Below are 19,521 nucleotides of genomic sequence, written 5' to 3'. Positions count from 1 at the left end.
GCCGCAGACGACTAATGTCTTAGGCGTCTGCCTTTACTTCTTCCGCCTGGAATATCCGCATGCGCGTGCCTCCGGCAGACAGCCGGCGGGCCGCCTTGACGAATTCCCGGCTCTCTTTCAGGGCGAAATGCGCCTTCAGCGCGTTCATGTCGCGCCAGTATTCGACGAAGACCAAGAGGGCCGGATCGTCACAATCGGCGTGAACATTGTGGGCGATGCAGCCATCCTCCGCACGGGAGCGGGCGCAATGGTCCCGGCACAGGGCAATGAGTTCTGCCTCTTTTTCGGGTTGGGTGCGGACGCTGCCGGTGACGATGATCATCGCAGGAACCTCCTAGTCGCGGATCAGGGCATAGTTGAAGCTGATCGACACACGCGGGTCTTCGGACCGGTTCGGCATGACTTCATGGCGCAGCCAGGATTCCCAGAGCAGGGCATGGCCTTCCTTCGGTTCGAGATAGACGAAGCGGCGGGCCAACTCCGGGGCGTCGTCTTCAGGCTGAGGGGCGCCCATCATGAAGGTGAGGCGCGGGTCTTCCATCTTCAGTGTTCCGGCGCCGTCCGGCACGGTCACATAATAGGTGCCGGAAATCACGCTGCCCGGATGGATATGGCCGGAATGACTGCCGCCTTCACCGAGAATGTTCACCCAGAGCGCATCGAGTTCGAGATGGAAGCCGGCCATGTCCCAGTGCAGGTCGCGCGCGAATTCGGCGGCCTGGCTATCCAGCAATTCCTTGAGGGCCGCGAATTCCGGGAACCGTTCCGGCAGGTCGTCGAGCGAGGCATAGGACGTGTAGCCGTCATAGCCCTGCTCGTCGCACCAGTCATTGCCGGCGGTATCCTCGTCTTCCAGCAGCCAGCAGACTGCTTCCAGTTCGGTGCGCATGGCTTCGGTGCCCAGGGCGACTTCCTTCACCGGGGTGGGGAACAGGGTCTTGAGTGTCATTGCAGGCTCAAAAAGAAAGGCCCCGCCGGGCTGGCCGGCGGGGCAGGGGTTTTCTGAAGACGGACTATTCCGCCGGCTTGATGAATTTCAGCGTCATGCGGTCGCTTTCGCCGATGGCCTTGTAGGCTTCCGGATCCCAGCCTTCCGGCGCTTCCTCGCCTTCTTCCGGCTGGTTGCTGACCGGCGGCAGGGTCCAGACGCCGTAGGGGTGGTCGGCGGTGTCGGCCGGGTTGGCGTTGATCTCGGACGATCCGGCAAATTCGAATCCAGCATTGGCGGCCAGCGTTTTCACGTAGTCCTCATGGACATACCCGCTGGGTGCCTTCGGGTCTTGAATTGCCGTCGAGGGCAGGCGGTGTTCCACGACGCCAAGGACGCCGCCGGGCTTCAATGCCGCGTAGGCGTCGTTGAAGAATTTCTGTTCGTAGCCACCGTTCATCCAGTTGTGGATGTTGCGGAAGGTGAGCACGACGTCTGCCGTATCGGGGTCTGTCAGCGGGCCGCTATTGGCTGAAAAACCGGAATAGCTGATCGTGCCGAATTTCGGGTCGGTATAGTTCGACTTGAAGGTCTCGTTGTTGGTCTCGATCCGGGCGACGCGTTCGGCATCCTCGATGCCGGTCGGATCGAACAGGACTTCGACCAGCTGGCCGCCGCCGGACGCAAGCCACGGGGCGAGGATGTTGGTGTACCAACCGCCACCCGGCCAGATTTCAACGACCGTATCGTCCGGTTCAACGCCGAGGAATTCCAGCGTTTCCTTCGGATGACGCCACACGTCGCGGGCCTTTTCCTCGGGCGAGCGCACATCGCTGGCGATGGCGGCCTCCAGGGCGGTTTCGGTGGCGGGCGCCTCTGGGGCGGCCATTTCGGTATCGATTTCGGCGACAGCTTCCGGGCTGTCTGCCGGGGCGGGCGAGCAGCCTGCGAGCAGGGCCAGGGTAATGAGGGAAGCAGATACGGCGGTTTTCATCAGTGTTTCTCCGTCGATGGGACCTCTTGAACGATTCTTGTAGGCTCCCACATGTATCGTGTCACGGTGCCGCAATGCGGGCTGTGGCCGGATTTCGTGCCGGTGCCATCGTTCGGGCCGGGTGTTTGCGAAGTTCGAACCCAAGACGGAGCCTCCCGATCAGGGTGCTCCCAGTTGCTTTGAGACAGAGGACTGAACACATGTCGAATATAGATCTGACCCCCATTTACCGCACGATGGTTGGCTTTGACCGCATGGCCAACATGATCGATCAGGCCGCGCGCCTGGACGGCTCGCAGGGCTATCCGCCTTATAATATTGAGCGAGTCGACGAAAACGCCTTCGCCATTGAGGTCGCCGTTGCCGGGTTTACTGAGGCCGACCTGGAAATCGAGACGAAGGAAGGCCTGCTGACGGTCGCAGGCAAAAAATCCGATACCGAAGATGCCAGCGGCAAGGACTACCTGCATCGCGGCATTGCGCAGCGAAGCTTTATCCGGCGCTTCCAGCTGGCCGATCACATTCTCGTGACCGGTGCTCAGTTGGATCATGGCGTGCTGCGGATCGACCTTATCCGCGAACTTCCGGAAGAGAAAAAGCCCCGCAAGATCGAGATCGGCGCTTCCGAATCGCAGGAACCGAAACTGATCGGCAAGAAAAAGGCTGACGCCGCCTAAGCGGGCCCGTCACAGACCACAGACTGAAACGGCGCGTTCCGGCAGGGGCGCGCCGTTTTCCATTGTGCGGCAGGTCAGCTGTCGGACTTCGCCATTTTTTCGGCATGCCGGAAAACTTCGAGGCAATGCGTCTCGCCAAGGAACACTTCCAGCGTCCGGGAGTCCTTCAGTGTGCGGCTGACATACCTGTCCACCGCATTGAAGGCTTCGGCGGCGTGCTTCTGGGTCGATTGCTCGAAGGCGCCGCTTTCCAGCGTCGCGGAGAATTGTCCTGCGCCGGTCCGCGCCGCAGCGGCATTTGCCTTGGCCCAGGGCAGGTAGGTCTTGCCGACTTCTTCTGCGAAGAGGGGCGCCAGCGTCGGTTCCAGCGCGGGCATGTCCGCAAACGGACCACCGGCTTTCGGGTCGTCCATGTTTTCGCACCAGGCCACGACAAAGGGAGCCCGGTCTTTCAGCCATTCTGCCGGGGTCGGATCCAGCAGCATTTGCTGCAGCTGGGCCGCCAGGCTGAAATCGGCGAAGGCCGGACGGCCGCCGAAGATGAACAGGTGCGCTTTCAGGTGCGTGTTCAGCAATTCCGCAAAGCGGCGCCAGGAGGCGTCGAGCACCGGCTGGTTCTCGGGCGACGCCCCGACGAGCGGCAGACGGTCCGCCATGCGCTCGGAAATCTGGACGGAGGGTTTCTTCCAGGCGCGTGGGCGCTTGCCGCCCGACAATTGCACCAGCGCGCGCAGGCCGGCCTGCTCACGGTCCGGCTTGTTCCCCCAGCGCTGCTGGAACATGCACTTGTTCAGCCACTCGTCACCATAGTCCTCAAGGATGAGAGACAGCGCCGCCAGTGCGGGATCTTCGGGCGTGGCGGACGGTTCGGGCTGGGCGGCTTCCAGCGCAAACAGCATGCGTGTCGATTCCTGGCTCACCGGCCGGTCGGGTGAGACCAGCAGCGGCACGGTCGCGATCCGTGACAGCGCGCGGAAATCGGTTTCAGTTTCACGCGACCGGGTGATCCACTCGAACGCAATTCCCTTGTAACGCAGGAAGGCCCGCACTTTCAGCGAGTAGGGCGATGTTTCGGCGCCGAAGAGGCGATAGGCTGACATGGCTTCTGGTTCCCGTCTCGGCTCGGCCCCTGCTTAGGCATTTCAGCCCGGACTGCCAACCAGTGTTTGCCGCCGTGCCTGTAAATGGCTATGCGCGTGACAAGACATTCTGACCTGACATGAAGGAGAGGCCCATGCGCGTGATGCACGTCATGGCCGGTGCCGCCGAGGGCGGCGCGGAAAATATCATGCTGGAATCGGTCCTGGCGCTGGCGGAAGCCGGCCTGACCCAACATGTGGTGACCCGCCCGGACAATCAGTTCCGGGTACAAAAATTCCGCGAGGCCGGTATCGGCGTCGATGTGGCGCCGTTCAACAATGCCTGGCCATTCCCCACGCGCCGTGTGCTGGGCGATGCGATCAAGGCGTTCAAACCGGACGTCATTGAATACTGGATGGGCCGCGCCGGACAGTTCGCGCCGAAGGAATACCGCAACCGGTCGATCGGCTGGTATGGTGGCTATTACAAGCTCGCCCGCTTCGCGAATTGCGAATGGCATGTCGGCCTGACGATCGACCTCTTGCGCCACATCCGCGAACAGGGCGTCAGTGACGACCGGTCCGGCATCATTCACACCTATGCCGATTTCGAAGGCGAAGACCCCGTCGACCGCGCAAGCCTCGACACGCCAGCGGATGCGCCGGTTGCCCTGTCCCTGGCCCGCCTGCACGAAAAGAAGGGCCTCGACACGCTCCTCGATGCCACCGCGAAAGTGCCTGGCCTGTATGTGTGGATCGCGGGGGAAGGGCCGCTGGAGGCGGAACTGCGCGCGCACTGCAAGCGGCTGAACCTGGATGACCGTGTGCGTTTCCTCGGGTGGCGCAACGATCGCGGCGCGCTGCTGGCGGCCTGCGATGTGGTGGCTTTCCCGTCACGCTATGAGCCATTCGGCACGGTCACCGTCGACGCCTGGGCGGCCTCGCGCCCGCTGGTCGCGGCAGATGCCGTCGGCCCGGCGGCCTATGTGAAGGATGGCGAGAACGGATTGCTGATCCCGAAGAATGATGTGGACGCGCTGGCGAATGCGCTGACCCGCGTGATTTCGGACAAGGACCTTGCGGCGAAACTCGTCGCCGGTGGCCGCAAGTCTTACGAAACGCAGTTCAACAAGGCGGCTTTCCAGCGTGACTCGAAAGCCTTCTACGAAAAGATCATCGCGCACGCCGGCCCGTTTCCGGGCTGATCGTAAAATCAAAGCACGGAGCGCGGGCTAGTTGATGCTGGCGAAAAAGGCCCGGTAAAGGCCTTCCGCGGCATGGCGGCCGGGGCCGATATCGACCCGGATGCCCGCGCGGCGCAGGCGCAGGATGCCGCCATTCGCCACTGGGTGCGGGTCCAGCACACTGCAGACGACGCGGGCGATGCCGGCCTCTTCCAGTTTCATGGAGCAGGACTTGCCGCCAGCGGAGCGTTCGCGGCAAGGCTCCAGCGTGACATAGGCGGTCCCGCCGCGGGCGGCCTCTCCGGCCTCTTCCAGCGCGACCTCTTCGGCATGGGGCCGGCCGCCCCGGCCAGTCACTCCTTCACCGACGATATGGCCATGCGAATCCAGGATTACGCAGCCGACGGACGGGTTCTCGCCCGTCAGGCCGTGATTGAGCCGGGCGAGCGCAAGCGCTCGCCCCATCATGCGCTGGTCGCGCCGTTTGCTCATGGCAGGGCCGGAAGGTCCCGTGCGCGGTCGGCATCGAGATAGCGCACAGCGACCGGCTTCAGATTGTCGTCGAGATCGATCAGCAGCGGATTGCCGGTCGGAATCTCAAGCGAGGTGATCTCGTCGTCTGGCACGCTGAACAGGTGCTTCACCAGCGCGCGAAGCGAGTTTCCATGCGCGGCGATGACGACGTCCTTGCCGGATTTCAGCACCGGGGCGATCTCTGCGTCCCAATAGGGCAGCACACGGTCCAGCGTCAGTTTCAGGCTTTCCGTATCCGGAATGTCGATGCCCTTGTAGCGCGGATCGGTGGAGAGGTCCCAGGTCGAGCCCTTTTCGAGCGGCGGCGGCGGCACATCATAGGAGCGGCGCCAGACATGGACCTGTTCGTCGCCATGCTTGGCGGCGGTCTCTGCCTTGTCGAGGCCGGTCAGGCCACCATAGTGGCGTTCGTTCAGCTGCCAGGCTTTTTCCACCGGCATCCAGGCGCGGCCCATTTCCGCCAGGGCCAGCCAGAGCGTGCGAATGGCGCGCGTCTGGTAGCTGGTGAAGGAGGCGCGGAAATCTGCATCGACGCTTTTCAGCAGCTGACCGGCCTTTTTGGCTTCGGCTTCGCCTTTTTCGGTCAGGTCCGCATCCCACCATCCGGTGAAGCGGTTTTCGAGGTTCCAGGCGGATTGTCCGTGGCGGACGAGAGCTAGCTTCGGCATCGCGGTGAGAAGTCCTTTTGTGGTCCTGAATGTCTTTCTGGCGGCCTTTTCGGCGCAAAACGGCGCAGATTCAAGCGTCCATGATCCGCATCAGCTCCGCCATGGCCAATACGACATGATAACCGGTTGAGGCGGGCATGTTGTGGGCCATCGGCTTTCCGGTGGAATCATACTGATCGATCCAGCCGCCTTCGGGCGTCAGATATTCGTCCATCAGCACGTCGAAACTGCGGCACGCCGCAGCGGCAAAGGCTTCATCGCCCGTCGACTCGAACATGGCGAGGTGCGCCTTCAGGGCTTCAGTCTGCGGCCATGTGCGGCGCGACCCGTCGGCGACGGCGCCTTCACGCGTGACTTCCTGCAAGGCCCGGCCTTCGTCATCGAGGGTTGAGCAGGCGAAGGCGTAAAGTTTCTCCGCCCGGGCGTGGACCGGCATCTCGGTGGCCCGGGCATAGGCGTGCAACAGCCAGACCCATTCGAACTGGTGGCCGGGCTCGACAATATCGGCATCGCGTCCGGCCGGTTGGGTCCAGCCCGGGGCGAAATGCTCGCCCAGCAGGTCGCCTGGCCCGGCCGTGAAGAACCTGTCGAACAGGCTGACAATCTCGCCCGCACGGGAAAGATGGTCGCCGTCCGGATCCGCCCGGTGCAGGGCAAGACAGGCTTCCAGCAGGTGCATGTGCGGGTTCTGGTGGCGCTTCTGGTCTGCAGGCAGTGTTTCGAAATACCCGCCATCCGGTGCGCGCAGCTTTGCGTCAGCAGCCGTCAGAATCCTGCGTGCACCTGCCAGCGCCTCTTCGGCGCCTTCAAGGACGCTTGCCGTTTCAGCGAGGGCAAAGAGGACGAACGCCGTGTCGTAAAGATCTGCCGTGTCGTCGGTGAAGCCGGACCCGTCAGACCCCAGCACCCGGCCGGCAAGCCCGTCGGGCCGCAGGGCAGGGCCTGTCAGCGTGGACAATCCCATCGCCAGAAGATCGGTGCCCGTGTCCGGCTTCCAGCCCAGCCGCAGGGCTTCGGCAAAGACATAGGTCTGCCGTGCCTGGACGCGGACACGGGTTATGTCCTGGTCCGCAGATTGGTGGTCGAGTGTCAGTGTTTCGCGAAACAGGCCGTGGTCACCGACGCCGCGTTCCGACCACAGCGGAAAGCAGGCATCCATCAGCCAGTGGCGGGCTTCCCGCGCCCGGCGCTTCAAGGCGGACTTTGACATATGACGCAAACCCCGTAGCAGATGCGGCGGCGAATGCCGCTCGCCAGACCCGACGCGCACCTGCTATCAGGAGCGAGCCCCGTTGACCAGCGGCGTCGGCCCATTGCCGCGCCTGAATGCAACAGAGTAGGAAAGGCCCCGATGAAGGACAGGATCTTCTTCCCGCTTGCCCTGCTGGTTGCGGCCGGATTGGTGGGGATTGCCATTTTACCCGGCGTTGGCCGCCTGCCGTCCGGGGCGGTGACAGGGGATGGCAAGAACTATAACGAGATTACGGTTTCCGGCATCTACCTCAACAAGGTTGTCGCCGGTGGGGACGCCGAAACCCGCCTGATCGATGGCCCGAATGGCCGCAAGCAGCTTTATATCGAGGTGGAGGCCGGTACGCTGGAGGGCGCGCCGGAACTTGGCCCGCATTTCCGTCTGGCAGCGGACATGGAGGTCCAGTTCGCCGGCTACACCGTCCGGAGCACAGTGCGGGCCCGTCCGGCTGACACGCGCGGCGCCTTGCAGATGGAAGCGAACTATTCTGCCGGCCGGGCAGGAGATTCGGGCTGGCAGGTGTTCGACCTGCAGCCTGACGCCGAGGATTTCAGTTTCGAGTATGACGTGCCGGTGATCGAAGGTGAGCAAGGGGTCGACTATTTTGGCATCCGTCCGGTCGTGCCCGACAAATCCCGGGCCTTGATCGTGGAAGAGGTCAAATTCGAACGCCTCCAGCGCTGGGCGGACGAGTAGGACCAGCGGTACAACACAGAATCCGGAGACCGAATTGGCTGATACAGACACGTCCACGCCCACCGAAACCCAGCAAGGCGAAGATCCGTATCTCTGGCTGGAAGAGGTAGAGGGCGACGAGGCGCTTGCCTGGGTTCGTGCCCAGAATACGCGGTCCCTCGCCACGCTGCAGGCGGATCCGCGCTATGCCGGTTTCGAGGCCGCGGCGCTCGATGCGCTGAATTCCAGGGAACGCATCGCCTATGGGGTCGTGCGCTCCGGCTTCGTCTACAATTTCTGGCAGGACGACACGAACGTGCGCGGCCTGTGGCGCCGCACACCGCTCGAGTCCTATCGCAGCGAGGCGCCGGACTGGGAGACTGTGGTCGACTTCGACCAGCTGGCTGAAGCGGAAGGCCAGAACTGGGTCTACAAGGGCGCGAACTGTTTCGCGTTGAAAGGGACCGGCGCCTACAAATGCATGGTCTCGCTGTCAGATGGCGGCAAGGACGCCGTGATCCAGCGCGAGTTCGATCTTGCCACGAAATCCTTCGTGAATGACGGCTTCGTCACGCCGGAAGCCAAGCAGGGCCTCGCCTGGGCCGGGCCGGACACGGTTCTGATTGCCACCGACTGGGGCGAGGGGACGCTGACGGAGTCCGGCTATCCTTTCGTCGTGAAGCGCTGGCAGCGCGGGACGCCGCTGGAAAGTGCCGAAGAAGTCTACCGCGGCGACGTCACCGATGTCGGCGTCTGGCCGATGACGCTGGAACTGGACAATGGCACAATCCTTCAAGGCGCTGTGGAGGCGGAGACCTTCTTCACCTCCAGCTATTGGTGGTTCCCGGAAGGGGAGGCCACGCCGGTCAAATGGCCGATCCCGAAGAAATCCACGCCGGAAGGCATTTACCGGGGCCAGTTTCTGGTCTCCCTGCAGGAAGACTGGTCACCGGACGGCCAGGCGGACACGTTCAGGTCTGGTGACCTGGTCGCGTTCGACGTTGCGGCCTTCATGGAAAGCCGGTCGCTGCCGCCCGTTTCGCGCGTTTTCCACCCCTCCGAAGCGCAGGCGCTGGAAGGGGTCGCGATCGCAAAGGGCGCGATGTTGCTCTCCGTCAGCGATACGGCTGTCGGCAAGGTGATGCGCGCTGAACCGGGCGAGAATGGCTGGCGTACGTGGCGTGTCGCGCTGCCCGGCGAGGGCCAGGCCAGCATCGCCTTTGCCAATCCACATGAAGAGATCGTCTTCCTGAACTATGAGGACTTCCTCACCCCGGGCTCGCTGCTTGAATTCGATTCCGGGGATGACGTGGCAAGCATGCTGAAAAGCGTGCCCGCCAAGTTCGATGCGGCCGGCCTGAAGGTGGAACAGCATTTCGCGACGTCGAAAGACGGAACGAAAGTGCCGTATTTTCTGGTCGCGCGAAAAGACATTCCGATGGATGGCTCCACGCCGACGCTGCTCTATGGCTATGGCGGCTTCCAGGTCTCGATGAATCCCGCCTACAGCCCGGTTACCGGACGCCTGTGGCTGGAGCAGGGCGGGGCCTATGTGCTGGCGAATATCCGCGGCGGGGGAGAATTTGGCCCGGCCTGGCACCAGGCGGGCCTGAAGCAGAACCGCCAGCTTATCTATGATGATTTCGTTGCCGTGGGCGAAGACCTCATTGCGTCCGGTGTGACTAGTGCAGATCATCTCGGCATCATGGGGGGCTCAAATGGCGGCCTGTTGATGGGCGTCATGCTGAACCAGCAGCCGGACCTCTGGAGTGCGGTCGTGGTTCAGGTGCCGCTCCTGGACATGCTGCGGTATCATCTCCTGCTCGCGGGGGCGTCCTGGGTGGATGAATACGGCTCGCCGGACATTCCGGAAGAGCGGGCCTTCCTCGAGACGATCTCGCCCTACCAGAATTTCGATGCCGGCAAGCCCTACCCGGAGCCTTTCTTCGTGACCTCGACAAAGGACGACCGGGTCCACCCCGGCCATGCGCGAAAGATGGCGAAGAAATTCGAGGCCGCTGGCCTGCCATTCCTATACTATGAGAACATAGACGGCGGACACGCGGCCGCAGCGAACCAGACAGAGCGCGCGAAGCGTACCGCCCTGGAATTCACCTATCTCAGCCAGAAACTTGCCGGAGCCGGCCAGTCGAACTGAGTCTGTGATTCAGATTCCTTTGGTCACATTCCAATGAGGCGCCCGGTTTTTCTATTCCAATGGCTTGTCAAAATACCCAAGCGTGAGACTGTCAGGCCATGAAGCTGGACGATCCAGGCCTTGAGAACGAGCTTGTCAGCCTGAAAGTGCTGACGGAGGCCGACCGGGACGTGTTGGCCGGTACCAGCGCCGTCGAGGCCATGTGGCAATGGATGCCCGTGATCGCGACGGGGACCAATTTTCACTCCTATTTCGACCATACGCTGGAGATGAAGGACTCCGGGGACTACATCCCCTTCACGATCTGGCGGAAATCTGACGGCGCGTTCGTCGGCGTCGTCGCCTATGCGGACATTTCCCGCACCCATCGGCGGTTACGGATGGCGTCGCTCTGGATCGTCGAGGAGATGCGCGGCACCGAGATTGTTCCGGCCGTACAGCTTGCCGTGATCGAGCGGGCGGTTGCCTCGCGCATGCGGCGCATCGAAATCCTGACGCCAGATGCCAATGAACGCTCCGTCCGCTCGATTGAGCGGTTCGGTGCCAAGCGCGAAGGCACGCTGCGCAGTTATATCCGAATGGCCAATGGAACCTGGGCCGATATGGCGGTCCTGTCGCTGGTTGGAGACGAAGCTGTGGCTGCGATGGCCCTGCTGAAGGACCGGGTACGAGCCCTGCAACAGGCTTAAATGCTTGACGCCGCTGGCATTCGCGTGCTTTAGCCGCGCGAAATCTGCGCAAATCCAGAAGCGCGCCTTGACCGATCCCGTGAGGACAGCGAGGCCCCCCGCCCGGCGAAGTTTCGCTCAGCGGGGCTCTTGGTCTTTGCGTTGAACCTGTGGAGCGCCCATGTCAGGACAGATCTGACAGACGGCATAAGGAGTAACGCGATGTTTGACGCCCTCAGCGAACGGCTCGGCGGCATATTCGACAACCTGACGGGGCGCGGGGCGCTTTCCGACAAGGATGTGTCCGAAGCGCTGCGCGAAATCCGGGTTGCGCTGCTGGAAGCAGACGTCGCATTGCCCGTGGTCAAGGACTTCATCGCCAAGGTGAAGACCCGCGCCGTGGGCGAGGAAGTCATCCGCTCCGTGAAGCCGGGCCAGCAGGTCATCAAGATCGTCTATGACGGGCTGGTCGACATGCTGGGCGGGGAAGACGCCGACACCAGCCTGCGCATCGACAGCCCGCCAGCGGTCGTGATGATGGCGGGCCTGCAGGGCTCCGGTAAGACGACGACAACTGGTAAACTGGCCAAGCGCCTGTCGGAAAAGGGCCGCAAGAAAGTCCTCCTCGCTTCGCTCGACGTGCGCCGCCCGGCGGCCATGGAGCAGCTGGCGATTCTGGCCGACCAGTGCGGCGACTCCGTCAGCTCCCTGCCAATCATCCAGGGCCAGCTTCCCGCAGACATCGCCCGGCGCGCGCTGAATGCCGCAAAGATCGGCGGCTATGACGTTCTCTTCCTCGACACCGCCGGCCGGACCAGCATCGACGAACAGATGATGACCGAGGCGGCCGAAATCGCCGAAATCGCCCAGCCTCAAGAAACCCTCCTGGTTGCTGACGCGTTGACCGGCCAGGACGCGGTGGAAACCGCGCGGCGCTTCCATGAGCGCCTGCCGTTGACCGGTCTTGTCCTGACCCGGATGGATGGCGACGGGCGCGGCGGTGCGGCGCTGTCCATGCGTGCGGTCACAGGCCTGCCAATCAAATTCCTCGGTGTCGGCGAGAAACTCGACGGGCTCGACACGTTCGACGCCCAGCGTGTGGCCGGGCGTATTCTCGGGCAGGGCGACATTGTCTCGCTGGTCGAAAAAGCGTCCGAACAGATGGACGCCGCGAAGGCCGAGCGGATGGCGGAGAAGATGCGCAAGGGCATCTTCGACCTCAATGATCTCGCCGAGCAGCTGAAGCAGATGCAGCAAATGGGCGGCCTTGGCGGCTTGATGGGCATGCTGCCGGGCGCCCGCAAGGCCAAGCAGGCCATGGAAGCGGCGAACCTCGACGACAATGTCCTGAAACGTCAGGAGGCGATCATTTCCTCCATGACGAAGGCCGAGCGCGCAAAGCCCGCGCTGCTCAACGCCTCGCGCCGCAAGCGCATTGCGGCCGGGTCCGGCACCACGGTGCAGGATGTGAACAAGCTGCTGAAAATGCACCAGCAGATGGCCGGCATGATGAAGAAGATGCGCACAAAAGGCGGCATGAAGAACATGCTGGGCATGGCGCAGCAGGCCGGGATTTCACAGGCGGATCTCGCCAAGATGGGCGGCCAGCAATTGCCGGGCCTTGGTGGCGGGTCGCTTCCGCCGGGCATGGGCGACCTGTTGGGGGGGAAAAAGAAATGACCGATATCGACACGACGCTGGCCAAGTTCCAGCTGAGCCAGTTCCGCGACAGCATCGACAATCTCGATGCCATCCTCGTTCATACGCTGGCCGAGCGCTTCAAGCTGACCCAGCAGGTCGGCAAGTTGAAGGCGCAGCATAACCTTCCGCCCGCAGACAAGTCCCGCGAGGCAGAACAGATCGAACGGCTGCGCAACATGGCGCAGCAGTCCGGCCTCGACCCGGCCTTTGCCGAGAAATTTCTCAATTTCATCGTGGCGGAAGTGATCCGCCATCATGAGCATATCCGCGGCCTTGAGGCCGATTAGAACATTCCAGAGACGCCAGTACACAGGAGATAACCCCATGGCCCTCAAAATCCGGCTCGCCCGCGGCGGGTCCAAGAAACGCCCTTACTATTCCGTCGTTGTTGCCGACGCACGCGCCCCGCGTGACGGCCGCTTCATCGAGAAGATCGGCACCTATGATCCGCGCCAGCCGAAAGATTCGGAAAACCGCGTGAAGATCGACGCCGAAAAAGCCGCTGAATGGGTCCGCAAGGGCGCTCAGCCGACGGACCGTGTCGCACGCTTCCTGTCGCAGATCGAAGTCGACGGCAAACCGGTCGTGGCCTGGACGCACGGCAACAACCCGAAAAAGGCCGAGCCGGGCAAGAAAGCCCAGGAACGCGCCAAAGAGCGTGAAGAAAAAGCGGCTGCTGCTGCTGAAGCCGCTGCTGCGCCGGCCGAAGAAGCACCGGCTGAGGAAGCTCCGGCAGAAGAAGCCGCAGCAGAAGAAGCTGCTTCCGAATAAGCTGCCCGCCATCTGGCAGGCCATGGAAGGGCCGGCATCCGGGAAGGGTGCCGGCCTTTTCCGTATGCGGCCAGAAAATCCATTCGGAATCTGAACACCGGATAACGGCCCGCCCTGACGGGGTTCACACCGTTTTGTCTAGAAACGGCCTGTCCCGAAAGGAGCCTGTCATGAAGATATCGTCCCTCGTTTCCACGTTTGCACTTGCAGCGGGTCTTGCTGCGCTCGCTTTGCCGGCCAGCGCCGATCATCGCGGCGGCCGTGATACCTGGCGCGGCGGTGACTATCAGGGCCGGCAGGGCGGGGCGGTGCTGTATTCCAATGCCGGGTTCCGGGGAGAGGCGGTGAGGGTTGATGGCGCTGTGCCCAGCCTTGGCCGTATCGGGTTCAATGACCGGGCGTCTTCCATCGTGATCAATCGCGGTGTGTGGGAAGTGTGCGTGGATGCCAATTTCCGGGGGCGGTGTGAAATCATCGATACCAGTGCAGGGCGCCTGAACGCCTATCGCCTGAACGACAACATTTCGTCGCTGCGTCCTGCCGGATATGACAGGCGCGGACGCGACGACCGTCGGAGCGACCGGGATCACGGGAAGCGCGGCGGCTGGGACAGTGGGCGCGGCGGGCAGGGCCTGATCCTGTTCCCGGATTCCAACCAGCGCGGCCCGGCGATGGAAATCGGCCAGGATGTGTCCGACCTCAGCCGCTACCGGTTCAATGACAAGGCCAGTTCCTTCTATGTCAGCGCCGGCACCTGGCAGGTGTGCGAACATGCGAACTATCGGGGCCGCTGTGAAATCCTCACCGCCGGCGCGGGAGACCTGAGGCCGATCCGGATGAACGACAATATCTCGTCGATCCGGCGTTACAGAGACTGGCGCTGAAGCGGGCGGCAGCTGCCGCTTGCCCTTGGCGCGCGCGCCGCTACACAGGCGGCATGAACAAGACAGTAGACAACAGGCTGATAGCGGTGGGCGTCCTGAAGGGCGCTCATGGCGTGCGCGGTGATGTGCGGGTGAGAAGCTTCACGGCTGACCCGGACGCTGTATTCGATTTCGGCCCGTTGCTGGACGAGGCGGGGAAGGTGATCGTGACGCCGAAATCCGCCCGCCCCGCGAAAGATCATTTCATCGTCCGCCCGAAAGAGCAGAAGCAGAAGGAAGATTGGGACGCGCTGCGCGGTACGCTGCTGTACGTGCCCCGCGCCAGCCTGCCGGAAGCGGATGAGGATGAGTTCTATATCGAGGATCTCGTCGGCCTCGACGTCTACACAGGCGGCAGCGAACGCGCCGGGCGTATCCGTGCGGTTCAGGATTTCGGGGCAGGGGAACTTCTGGAAATCGATCTGGCCGGGGGCGGCAGCGTGTTCGTGCCGTTCACCCTGGCCGATGTGCCGGTTGTGGACCTCGCTGCAGGCCGTGTTGTGCTGGCGACATTGGAGGAATGGCTGGAAGCGGACGGCGAGGAAGACGCCCCGTCAGACGCCTGAATCCCCGCGTTGCGCGGCGTTCAGACAATATTTGCCATACTTTCAGCCAGACTGAGTGAAAGTATGGCCGATGATGACAAAGTTCCTTCGCCTTCTGGCAGTGCTCGCGACCCCCATTGCAATGGCTGGCGGCGCACAGGCCGATACAGAGCCGTATGACCAATATGCCGGACAGGATGACAACCCACCGTCCCTGATCCTGTACAGCGGACCGGAGTATTCCGGCGAAGTGCGGGAAATCTACGACCCGATCCATGCCCTGCCGAATCTGCAGTTCAATGACCGTGCCCGCTCCATTGCGGTGTTGTCCGGACAATGGGAGGTCTGTCAGCACAGCGACTTCACCGGCCGCTGCGTGTTCCTGCGCTATGACGTGCCAGACCTTGCCTGGTATGGCCTGGCGGGTGAGATCTCATCCGTGCGCCCTGTATATGAATATACAGATGCCGAGCATGGCCTGATGTTCGTGCGCGATGACAATGGCTACATCCGCTATGTCGATGATGAACGCTATGGCCATGACACTTACAGCTATGGCTATGGCGCCTCGACCTCCATCCAAGTTTATCATTACGGCTACTCGCCGGAATACAGGCAGTATGGCTATTACGATCCGCGGCTTGGCTACGACCCTTACGGGTTTGGATGGACCAACTATTCAAGGCCTTATTATTCCTCGACCCATTACCGCCGCGAACGGCCGCCGCTGCGCGGGCATTATGGCGCGCGCGACGCATCCGTAACGCTTTACACCGACTCTTTTGACCGGGGCGCGTCGCTGGGCATCAATCGCGGCGTCCGCGATCTCAGCCGCTACCGCTTCAACGACAATGTGTCGTCGATCCAGATCCGTTCGGGCAAATGGGAAGTGTGCGAGCACGCCAATTTCCAGGGCCGCTGCCAGATTGTCGATGCATCGGTCGACCGGCTGAACGGTCTTCGCCTGAACGACAATATTTCGTCCATCCGTCCGGTCGGCAGTACAGGCCATGACCGCTGGGACCGCCACGAACGCGATGGCCGGAGAGACGGCCCGAGAGACGGAAGGAGAGGCGACCGGACCCGCCGGGATACGCCGCAGGCCGGATTCACCCCTGGTACCGGAGACTCGGCCCGCCGCGCTCCGCCAAAGCCGGGCCGCCTGCCACCGGGCATCCGCAACATGCAGGCGCAGCAAGCGGCTGCAAAATCCGCTGCGCCGTCCACGCGCACGATCACGCCGCAGCCGGTCCGCCGGCCTGGAGAGCGTGTGGTGGAGCGCCGGGTCGATCCTGCCCTTTCCGGCGGACCCGACACGCGGCGGGAGGACCGGATCCAGCGCCGGATGCGCGATACCCGCGAACCCGACTTTGCCCGGGCCGAACGCCGCGCCCTTGAGCGTCGTGCTGCCGGTCGCCGCATGGACACGCCGGACCGCCGCGCCGTGCCGAGCCGTGTGACGCCGCGTACGCCGGATGTTCGCAAGACACCCGTCCGCCCGGCGCCGACGCGGGTTGCACCCACCCGGGACACCCGCCCGCCGGCCATGCGCCGCATGGAACGGCCCGTGACCCGCGCCCCGGAAGCCCGTCGGCCGATTACACGCGCCCCAGCAGCCCGGGCTCCGGATGTGCGTGCACCTGCAGCGCGTCAGCCCGTGAAAACCCCGCAAGCCGCGCCACCGCCACGTGTTTCGAGGCCGGTCCAGGCCGCGCCGCGTCCGGCCAGCTCGCCCCCGCGTGCAACGCCGAAACGCGATACGCGTCCGCCCGGATTGCGCCGGATGGACCGCCGGCCAGGCCAACAGCAGGACTGAGCCATCACGGACAACGGGGCATACTTCAGGCAGACCCCGGATAAATTGTAGGTAAAAGGCTTAAGACCGGTCGGTTCGGACCGGGCCATCAGCGCGCGGGTCGTTCCATTCGGCCGCGATGCCATAGCCGCCCCGGCGGACCAGCCAGAACATGCCGATCAGGTCGAAGATTCCGGCACCGAGCCGTCCGAGAAATCCGTATTTGGACTCGCCCGCCAGACGCCGCCGGTCATTCACCAGTTCTTCGCGGACATCCCATCCCGCCCGCTTGACCAGTGCCGGCAGGAAACGATGCATGGAGGCGAAATAGGGCAAATCCCGGAAGGCGGCGGTGCGGATCAGTTTCCAGCCGCAGCCCGTATCCGTCGCATCATCCTGCAGGACGAAGCGGCGCACACCATTGGCGACGCGTGACTGGACCCATTTGAAGCCGGAATCGTTGCGGCTGTTTCGTTTGCCTGCAATGAGGCCGAGGGCCCCTGGCGCGCCGGGGGCGATAATCGCCTTCCACAGCCGGGCGGTATCGCCGGGATCGTTCTGCCCATCTCCATCCAGAAGTTGGACCCATTCACCGCGCACCGCTTTGAGCCCGGTGAAAAGGGCGGCCGACTTTCCGCGCCGCTGGATATGGCTGAATACGAAAACCGTATCCGGGTGCTTCTTCCTGGCCTCTGCCAGTTCCGCGCCGGTCGCGTCCGACGACTCGTCATTCACGCAGATGATTTCGAAGGGGATTCCGTCCAGCTGCGCATGCACCTCGTCGATCACGGGGTGCACATTTCCGGCTTCATTGAAGAAGGGAATGATGACAGAGAGGGCGGGAGGCGCGGCCATATCTTCTCCCGTATAGAAGACCGGCCCATCCGGCAAACTTATTTGCGAGTGATTTGCAATGGATATCTATCACATCTGGTTCGATCTGAAGCCGGACACGGACGAGCGAGCCTTTGCGAAAGCGCTGCCAGATTTCCTGAACCGGATGAAATCAGACGGCCGGATTGAGGCCTGGCGCATGATGCGCTGCAAGCTGGGTCTACGCCCCGATACTATCCGCGAGTTTCACATCATGATCGAAACGCGAGACCTCGCCCAGCTGGATGAGGCCTTCCGCGCCGCGGCGGCAAGGGAAGGGGAGGTCGACGAGTTGCACTTCACGGCCAACGCCATGGTGACCAATGTGAAGTTCGGACTGTTCCGGGACTGGCCGGATTGGGCGTAACGTCTGCTTAGCCGGTGGTATTCGCAGACAAGAGACTGCCGCCCCCGCTATCTCCCATCCCTGCAATCGCTTCGATCGCTTCCCATTCGGCGACGATTTCGTCGACGTAAGTGACGAAGCTTTTCGCGTAGAAGGCTTTCGATTCGGCCCACCAGTCACGGATGGCGGCGGAGTCGAGGCTGTCGCGCAGGCGGGCTTCTGTGCCGCCCCATAATTCTTCTTCGAACACGCCAAACCGTCTGTGCGTATGCAGAACTTCATAATGCCGGAAGCTGGCTGACAGGAAGTTGGAGACGCGCAGGCGTTCCGGCCGGGTCCAGCTGTCCGGCGCGCCGTCCTTGGTGATCAGTTCGGCGAGGTCTGGGTTCTCGATGATGCGGCCGAGATTGGTGGACAATAGCTGCGCCGAAGTCTGCGCGGCGGCCATGCGCGTCAGTTCCGCATTCTGTTTCAGCTGGAAGCCGATAAAGACCAGCGTCAACACCACGGCGGCGGACGCAAAGATATTGGCAATGGTGGCGATGGTGTCGAGCATCTGTCTTCCTCCCCAGGACAGGCACTATCAAGCGCCAGCACAGGAGGAAGGTCAATTCACCCGCCGGAATCAGGCCGTGCGGGCAGGGGCCGTTTCCCGGGAATAGGTGTCATGGCGCAGGCAGGCGCGGATCGCGTTCAGCATCATCAGGCCCAGGCCAAAATACGCCGCCAGCCAGGCCACGCCGAACACGCCGTCGCGGACGCCGGTCAAAGTGGCGAGCACCAGAAGGGCCATCAGCAAGATGGCGCTGACAAAGTTGCGCCCGGTCCAGATGCGCCAGGACAGGAGCAGGATGAACACGGCTTCAAGGCCTGCACCGGCCAGCCGAATGCCCGGCACGACAGCCGGGAACGATCCGAAAATGACGTCAAACAGGACGAGAGCGGCAAACACGATGCCGGCAATGGCTCCACCTTTCGCCAGTCGCATCACGTCCTCAAGAGATGTGATTTCCGGAAACAATTTTTCCATTCTGAGTCCCCCAAGGCCGCGCACCGCGCTTCTACTTTTGATTTCACGACATATTCTGTCAATAGCGGAAAGGCTAGATCCAACCTGCTGTCTGCGCGGCCAGCCAGAGACCGAGCACAAGGAAGAGCAATGCCGCGATGATACGCACAATGTTCAATGGCACACGCTCGATCAGTTCATGCCCCAGGAACACAGCTGGCACATTGGCCAGCATCATGCCCAGCGTGGTACCCATCGTGACCATGAAGAGATTGTCGAACCGGGCGCCGAGGGCGATGGTCGCCACCTGTGTCTTGTCGCCCATCTCAACGAGGAAGAAGGCGACAAGCGTGGTGAGGAAGGCGCCGAACCGGGCCGGCTTGTCATCGAGGTCATCGACCTTGTCCGGCACCAGCGTCCAGGCGGCCATGGCAATGAAGGATGCCGCGATCAGGTAGCGGAACCAGTCCCCGTCCAGCAGGCTGGCAACACTGGCGCCCAGCAGGGCGGCCAGGAAATGGTTGGCGATGGTCGCGGCGAAGATGCCGAGAATGATTGGCAGCGGCGCGCGGAAACGGGTCGCGAGCAGGATGGCGAGCAATTGTGTCTTGTCGCCGATTTCAGCCAGCGTGACGATGGTGGTGGAAGTGAGAAAGGCATCCATGGGACGGCAGGAATCCTCGTACAGGCAAGGCGCCCGAATAAGCTGTACCGGATGCAGGGGCAAGGCGGACCGGTGAT

The 19,521-nt window shown here is 62.8% G+C and carries 23 protein-coding genes; 12 read left to right on the top strand and 11 right to left on the bottom strand.

Annotation, left to right across the window (positions count from 1 at the left end):
* Positions 1–19: 19 nt before the first annotated feature.
* The 3 genes from HAD_RS04225 to HAD_RS04215 form a co-directional block, all read right to left on the bottom strand.
* Positions 20–322, bottom strand: a complete 303-nt coding sequence (locus tag HAD_RS04225) for a putative quinol monooxygenase (protein ID WP_035569612.1) — start codon at positions 320–322, stop codon at positions 20–22.
* Between the two features lie 12 nt (positions 323–334).
* Positions 335–949, bottom strand: coding sequence for a TIGR02466 family protein (locus tag HAD_RS04220; RefSeq protein ID WP_035569610.1), 615 nt, complete (start codon positions 947–949; stop codon positions 335–337).
* 64 nt (positions 950–1,013) lie between these two features.
* The gene (locus HAD_RS04215; protein ID WP_035569609.1) at positions 1,014–1,922 is read right to left on the bottom strand and encodes a class I SAM-dependent methyltransferase; all 909 of its coding nucleotides are present in this window, start codon (positions 1,920–1,922) and stop codon (positions 1,014–1,016) included.
* Positions 1,923–2,122: 200 nt separating this feature from the next.
* Between HAD_RS04215 and HAD_RS04210 the strand changes: the two genes are divergently transcribed.
* Positions 2,123–2,599 carry an Hsp20 family protein gene (locus HAD_RS04210; protein ID WP_035569607.1) on the top strand — a complete coding sequence of 159 codons (477 nt, stop codon included), beginning with the start codon at positions 2,123–2,125 and terminating at the stop codon, positions 2,597–2,599.
* A gap of 74 nt (positions 2,600–2,673) precedes the next feature.
* Here the strand turns inward: HAD_RS04210 and HAD_RS04205 are convergent, their stop codons facing one another.
* Positions 2,674–3,699: a glutathione S-transferase family protein gene (locus tag HAD_RS04205; protein ID WP_084331762.1), complete on the bottom strand. Its 1,026-nt coding sequence runs from the start codon at positions 3,697–3,699 to the stop codon at positions 2,674–2,676.
* Positions 3,700–3,833: 134 nt separating this feature from the next.
* Here HAD_RS04205 and HAD_RS04200 point away from each other — a divergent pair, with 134 nt between their 5' ends.
* Positions 3,834–4,883: a glycosyltransferase gene (locus HAD_RS04200; protein WP_035569606.1), complete on the top strand. Its 1,050-nt coding sequence runs from the start codon at positions 3,834–3,836 to the stop codon at positions 4,881–4,883.
* Between the two features lie 27 nt (positions 4,884–4,910).
* Here HAD_RS04200 and HAD_RS04195 read toward each other — a convergent pair whose 3' ends face one another.
* The 3 genes from HAD_RS04195 to HAD_RS04185 all read right to left on the bottom strand — a co-directional run bounded on the left by HAD_RS04195 (position 4,911) and on the right by HAD_RS04185 (position 7,274).
* Positions 4,911–5,354, bottom strand: a complete 444-nt coding sequence (locus HAD_RS04195; protein ID WP_035569605.1) for a bifunctional diaminohydroxyphosphoribosylaminopyrimidine deaminase/5-amino-6-(5-phosphoribosylamino)uracil reductase RibD — start codon at positions 5,352–5,354, stop codon at positions 4,911–4,913.
* Complete coding sequence (gene gpmA / locus HAD_RS04190; RefSeq protein WP_035569604.1) at positions 5,351–6,064, bottom strand: 2,3-diphosphoglycerate-dependent phosphoglycerate mutase; 714 nt, start codon at positions 6,062–6,064, stop codon at positions 5,351–5,353. The genes HAD_RS04195 and gpmA overlap by 4 nt, the downstream gene beginning before the upstream one ends.
* Before the next feature lie 70 nt (positions 6,065–6,134).
* Positions 6,135–7,274, bottom strand: coding sequence for an AGE family epimerase/isomerase (locus HAD_RS04185; RefSeq protein WP_035569603.1), 1,140 nt, complete (start codon positions 7,272–7,274; stop codon positions 6,135–6,137).
* A gap of 141 nt (positions 7,275–7,415) precedes the next feature.
* Here HAD_RS04185 and HAD_RS04180 point away from each other — a divergent pair, with 141 nt between their 5' ends.
* From HAD_RS04180 to HAD_RS17785, 9 genes are all read left to right on the top strand, one after another.
* Positions 7,416–8,012, top strand: a complete 597-nt coding sequence (locus HAD_RS04180; protein WP_035569602.1) for a hypothetical protein — start codon at positions 7,416–7,418, stop codon at positions 8,010–8,012.
* Positions 8,013–8,046: 34 nt separating this feature from the next.
* Positions 8,047–10,149 (top strand): prolyl oligopeptidase family serine peptidase, encoded by a 2,103-nt coding sequence (locus HAD_RS04175; RefSeq protein WP_051595911.1) that lies wholly within the window; start codon positions 8,047–8,049, stop codon positions 10,147–10,149.
* A gap of 98 nt (positions 10,150–10,247) precedes the next feature.
* Positions 10,248–10,838: a GNAT family N-acetyltransferase gene (locus HAD_RS04170; protein ID WP_035569601.1), complete on the top strand. Its 591-nt coding sequence runs from the start codon at positions 10,248–10,250 to the stop codon at positions 10,836–10,838.
* A 201-nt stretch (positions 10,839–11,039) separates the two neighbouring features.
* Positions 11,040–12,497 carry a signal recognition particle protein gene (gene ffh, locus HAD_RS04165; protein WP_035569600.1) on the top strand — a complete coding sequence of 486 codons (1,458 nt, stop codon included), beginning with the start codon at positions 11,040–11,042 and terminating at the stop codon, positions 12,495–12,497.
* A complete protein-coding gene (locus HAD_RS04160) occupies positions 12,494–12,805 on the top strand; it encodes a chorismate mutase (RefSeq protein ID WP_035569599.1) in 312 nt (103 codons plus the stop codon). The genes ffh and HAD_RS04160 overlap by 4 nt, the downstream gene beginning before the upstream one ends.
* Positions 12,806–12,842: 37 nt before the next feature.
* Positions 12,843–13,289: a 30S ribosomal protein S16 gene (gene rpsP / locus HAD_RS18850; RefSeq protein WP_035569598.1), complete on the top strand. Its 447-nt coding sequence runs from the start codon at positions 12,843–12,845 to the stop codon at positions 13,287–13,289.
* Positions 13,290–13,459: 170 nt separating this feature from the next.
* On the top strand, positions 13,460–14,173 hold the full coding sequence (locus tag HAD_RS17790; protein ID WP_051595910.1) for a beta/gamma crystallin-related protein: 714 nt from the start codon (positions 13,460–13,462) through the stop codon (positions 14,171–14,173).
* A gap of 53 nt (positions 14,174–14,226) precedes the next feature.
* Positions 14,227–14,778, top strand: coding sequence for a ribosome maturation factor RimM (gene rimM, locus HAD_RS04140; protein ID WP_035569597.1), 552 nt, complete (start codon positions 14,227–14,229; stop codon positions 14,776–14,778).
* A gap of 70 nt (positions 14,779–14,848) precedes the next feature.
* Positions 14,849–16,573 (top strand): beta/gamma crystallin-related protein, encoded by a 1,725-nt coding sequence (locus HAD_RS17785; protein WP_051595909.1) that lies wholly within the window; start codon positions 14,849–14,851, stop codon positions 16,571–16,573.
* A gap of 60 nt (positions 16,574–16,633) precedes the next feature.
* Here HAD_RS17785 and HAD_RS04125 read toward each other — a convergent pair whose 3' ends face one another.
* Positions 16,634–17,407, bottom strand: a complete 774-nt coding sequence (locus tag HAD_RS04125; protein WP_035569596.1) for a glycosyltransferase family 2 protein — start codon at positions 17,405–17,407, stop codon at positions 16,634–16,636.
* Between the two features lie 58 nt (positions 17,408–17,465).
* Between HAD_RS04125 and HAD_RS04120 the strand changes: the two genes are divergently transcribed.
* Positions 17,466–17,792 (top strand): DUF6614 family protein, encoded by a 327-nt coding sequence (locus tag HAD_RS04120; protein WP_035569595.1) that lies wholly within the window; start codon positions 17,466–17,468, stop codon positions 17,790–17,792.
* Between the two features lie 7 nt (positions 17,793–17,799).
* Here HAD_RS04120 and HAD_RS04115 read toward each other — a convergent pair whose 3' ends face one another.
* The 3 genes from HAD_RS04115 to HAD_RS04105 all read right to left on the bottom strand — a co-directional run bounded on the left by HAD_RS04115 (position 17,800) and on the right by HAD_RS04105 (position 19,444).
* Positions 17,800–18,327 carry a hypothetical protein gene (locus tag HAD_RS04115; RefSeq protein WP_035569594.1) on the bottom strand — a complete coding sequence of 176 codons (528 nt, stop codon included), beginning with the start codon at positions 18,325–18,327 and terminating at the stop codon, positions 17,800–17,802.
* A 69-nt stretch (positions 18,328–18,396) separates the two neighbouring features.
* Complete coding sequence (locus HAD_RS04110) at positions 18,397–18,801, bottom strand: hypothetical protein (RefSeq protein WP_035569593.1); 405 nt, start codon at positions 18,799–18,801, stop codon at positions 18,397–18,399.
* Between the two features lie 73 nt (positions 18,802–18,874).
* Positions 18,875–19,444, bottom strand: a complete 570-nt coding sequence (locus tag HAD_RS04105; protein WP_035569592.1) for a TMEM165/GDT1 family protein — start codon at positions 19,442–19,444, stop codon at positions 18,875–18,877.
* Positions 19,445–19,521: the final 77 nt, after the last annotated feature.

It is taken from the genome of Hyphomonas adhaerens MHS-3 (genome assembly GCF_000685235.1).
GTDB lineage: Bacteria > Pseudomonadota > Alphaproteobacteria > Caulobacterales > Hyphomonadaceae > Hyphomonas > Hyphomonas adhaerens.
The sequence above is the reverse complement of the archived record's forward strand: the minus strand, read 5'-3'. Positions and strand labels throughout refer to the sequence as shown.

Coding starts and splice junctions, on each gene's coding strand:
- HAD_RS17785 (WP_051595909.1), top strand. CDS start 14,849: ATGATGACAAAGTTCCTTCGCCTTCTGGCAGTGCTCGCGACCCCCATT.
- HAD_RS04215 (WP_035569609.1), bottom strand. CDS start 1,922: ATGAAAACCGCCGTATCTGCTTCCCTCATTACCCTGGCCCTGCTCGCA.
- HAD_RS04105 (WP_035569592.1), bottom strand. CDS start 19,444: ATGGATGCCTTTCTCACTTCCACCACCATCGTCACGCTGGCTGAAATC.
- rimM (WP_035569597.1), top strand. CDS start 14,227: ATGAACAAGACAGTAGACAACAGGCTGATAGCGGTGGGCGTCCTGAAG.
- rpsP (WP_035569598.1), top strand. CDS start 12,843: ATGGCCCTCAAAATCCGGCTCGCCCGCGGCGGGTCCAAGAAACGCCCT.
- HAD_RS04225 (WP_035569612.1), bottom strand. CDS start 322: ATGATCATCGTCACCGGCAGCGTCCGCACCCAACCCGAAAAAGAGGCA.
- HAD_RS04110 (WP_035569593.1), bottom strand. CDS start 18,801: ATGGAAAAATTGTTTCCGGAAATCACATCTCTTGAGGACGTGATGCGA.
- HAD_RS17790 (WP_051595910.1), top strand. CDS start 13,460: ATGAAGATATCGTCCCTCGTTTCCACGTTTGCACTTGCAGCGGGTCTT.
- ffh (WP_035569600.1), top strand. CDS start 11,040: ATGTTTGACGCCCTCAGCGAACGGCTCGGCGGCATATTCGACAACCTG.
- HAD_RS04125 (WP_035569596.1), bottom strand. CDS start 17,407: ATGGCCGCGCCTCCCGCCCTCTCTGTCATCATTCCCTTCTTCAATGAA.
- HAD_RS04180 (WP_035569602.1), top strand. CDS start 7,416: ATGAAGGACAGGATCTTCTTCCCGCTTGCCCTGCTGGTTGCGGCCGGA.
- HAD_RS04210 (WP_035569607.1), top strand. CDS start 2,123: ATGTCGAATATAGATCTGACCCCCATTTACCGCACGATGGTTGGCTTT.
- HAD_RS04220 (WP_035569610.1), bottom strand. CDS start 949: ATGACACTCAAGACCCTGTTCCCCACCCCGGTGAAGGAAGTCGCCCTG.
- HAD_RS04205 (WP_084331762.1), bottom strand. CDS start 3,699: ATGTCAGCCTATCGCCTCTTCGGCGCCGAAACATCGCCCTACTCGCTG.
- HAD_RS04115 (WP_035569594.1), bottom strand. CDS start 18,327: ATGCTCGACACCATCGCCACCATTGCCAATATCTTTGCGTCCGCCGCC.
- HAD_RS04170 (WP_035569601.1), top strand. CDS start 10,248: ATGAAGCTGGACGATCCAGGCCTTGAGAACGAGCTTGTCAGCCTGAAA.
- HAD_RS04195 (WP_035569605.1), bottom strand. CDS start 5,354: ATGAGCAAACGGCGCGACCAGCGCATGATGGGGCGAGCGCTTGCGCTC.
- gpmA (WP_035569604.1), bottom strand. CDS start 6,064: ATGCCGAAGCTAGCTCTCGTCCGCCACGGACAATCCGCCTGGAACCTC.
- HAD_RS04185 (WP_035569603.1), bottom strand. CDS start 7,274: ATGTCAAAGTCCGCCTTGAAGCGCCGGGCGCGGGAAGCCCGCCACTGG.
- HAD_RS04200 (WP_035569606.1), top strand. CDS start 3,834: ATGCGCGTGATGCACGTCATGGCCGGTGCCGCCGAGGGCGGCGCGGAA.
- HAD_RS04120 (WP_035569595.1), top strand. CDS start 17,466: ATGGATATCTATCACATCTGGTTCGATCTGAAGCCGGACACGGACGAG.
- HAD_RS04160 (WP_035569599.1), top strand. CDS start 12,494: ATGACCGATATCGACACGACGCTGGCCAAGTTCCAGCTGAGCCAGTTC.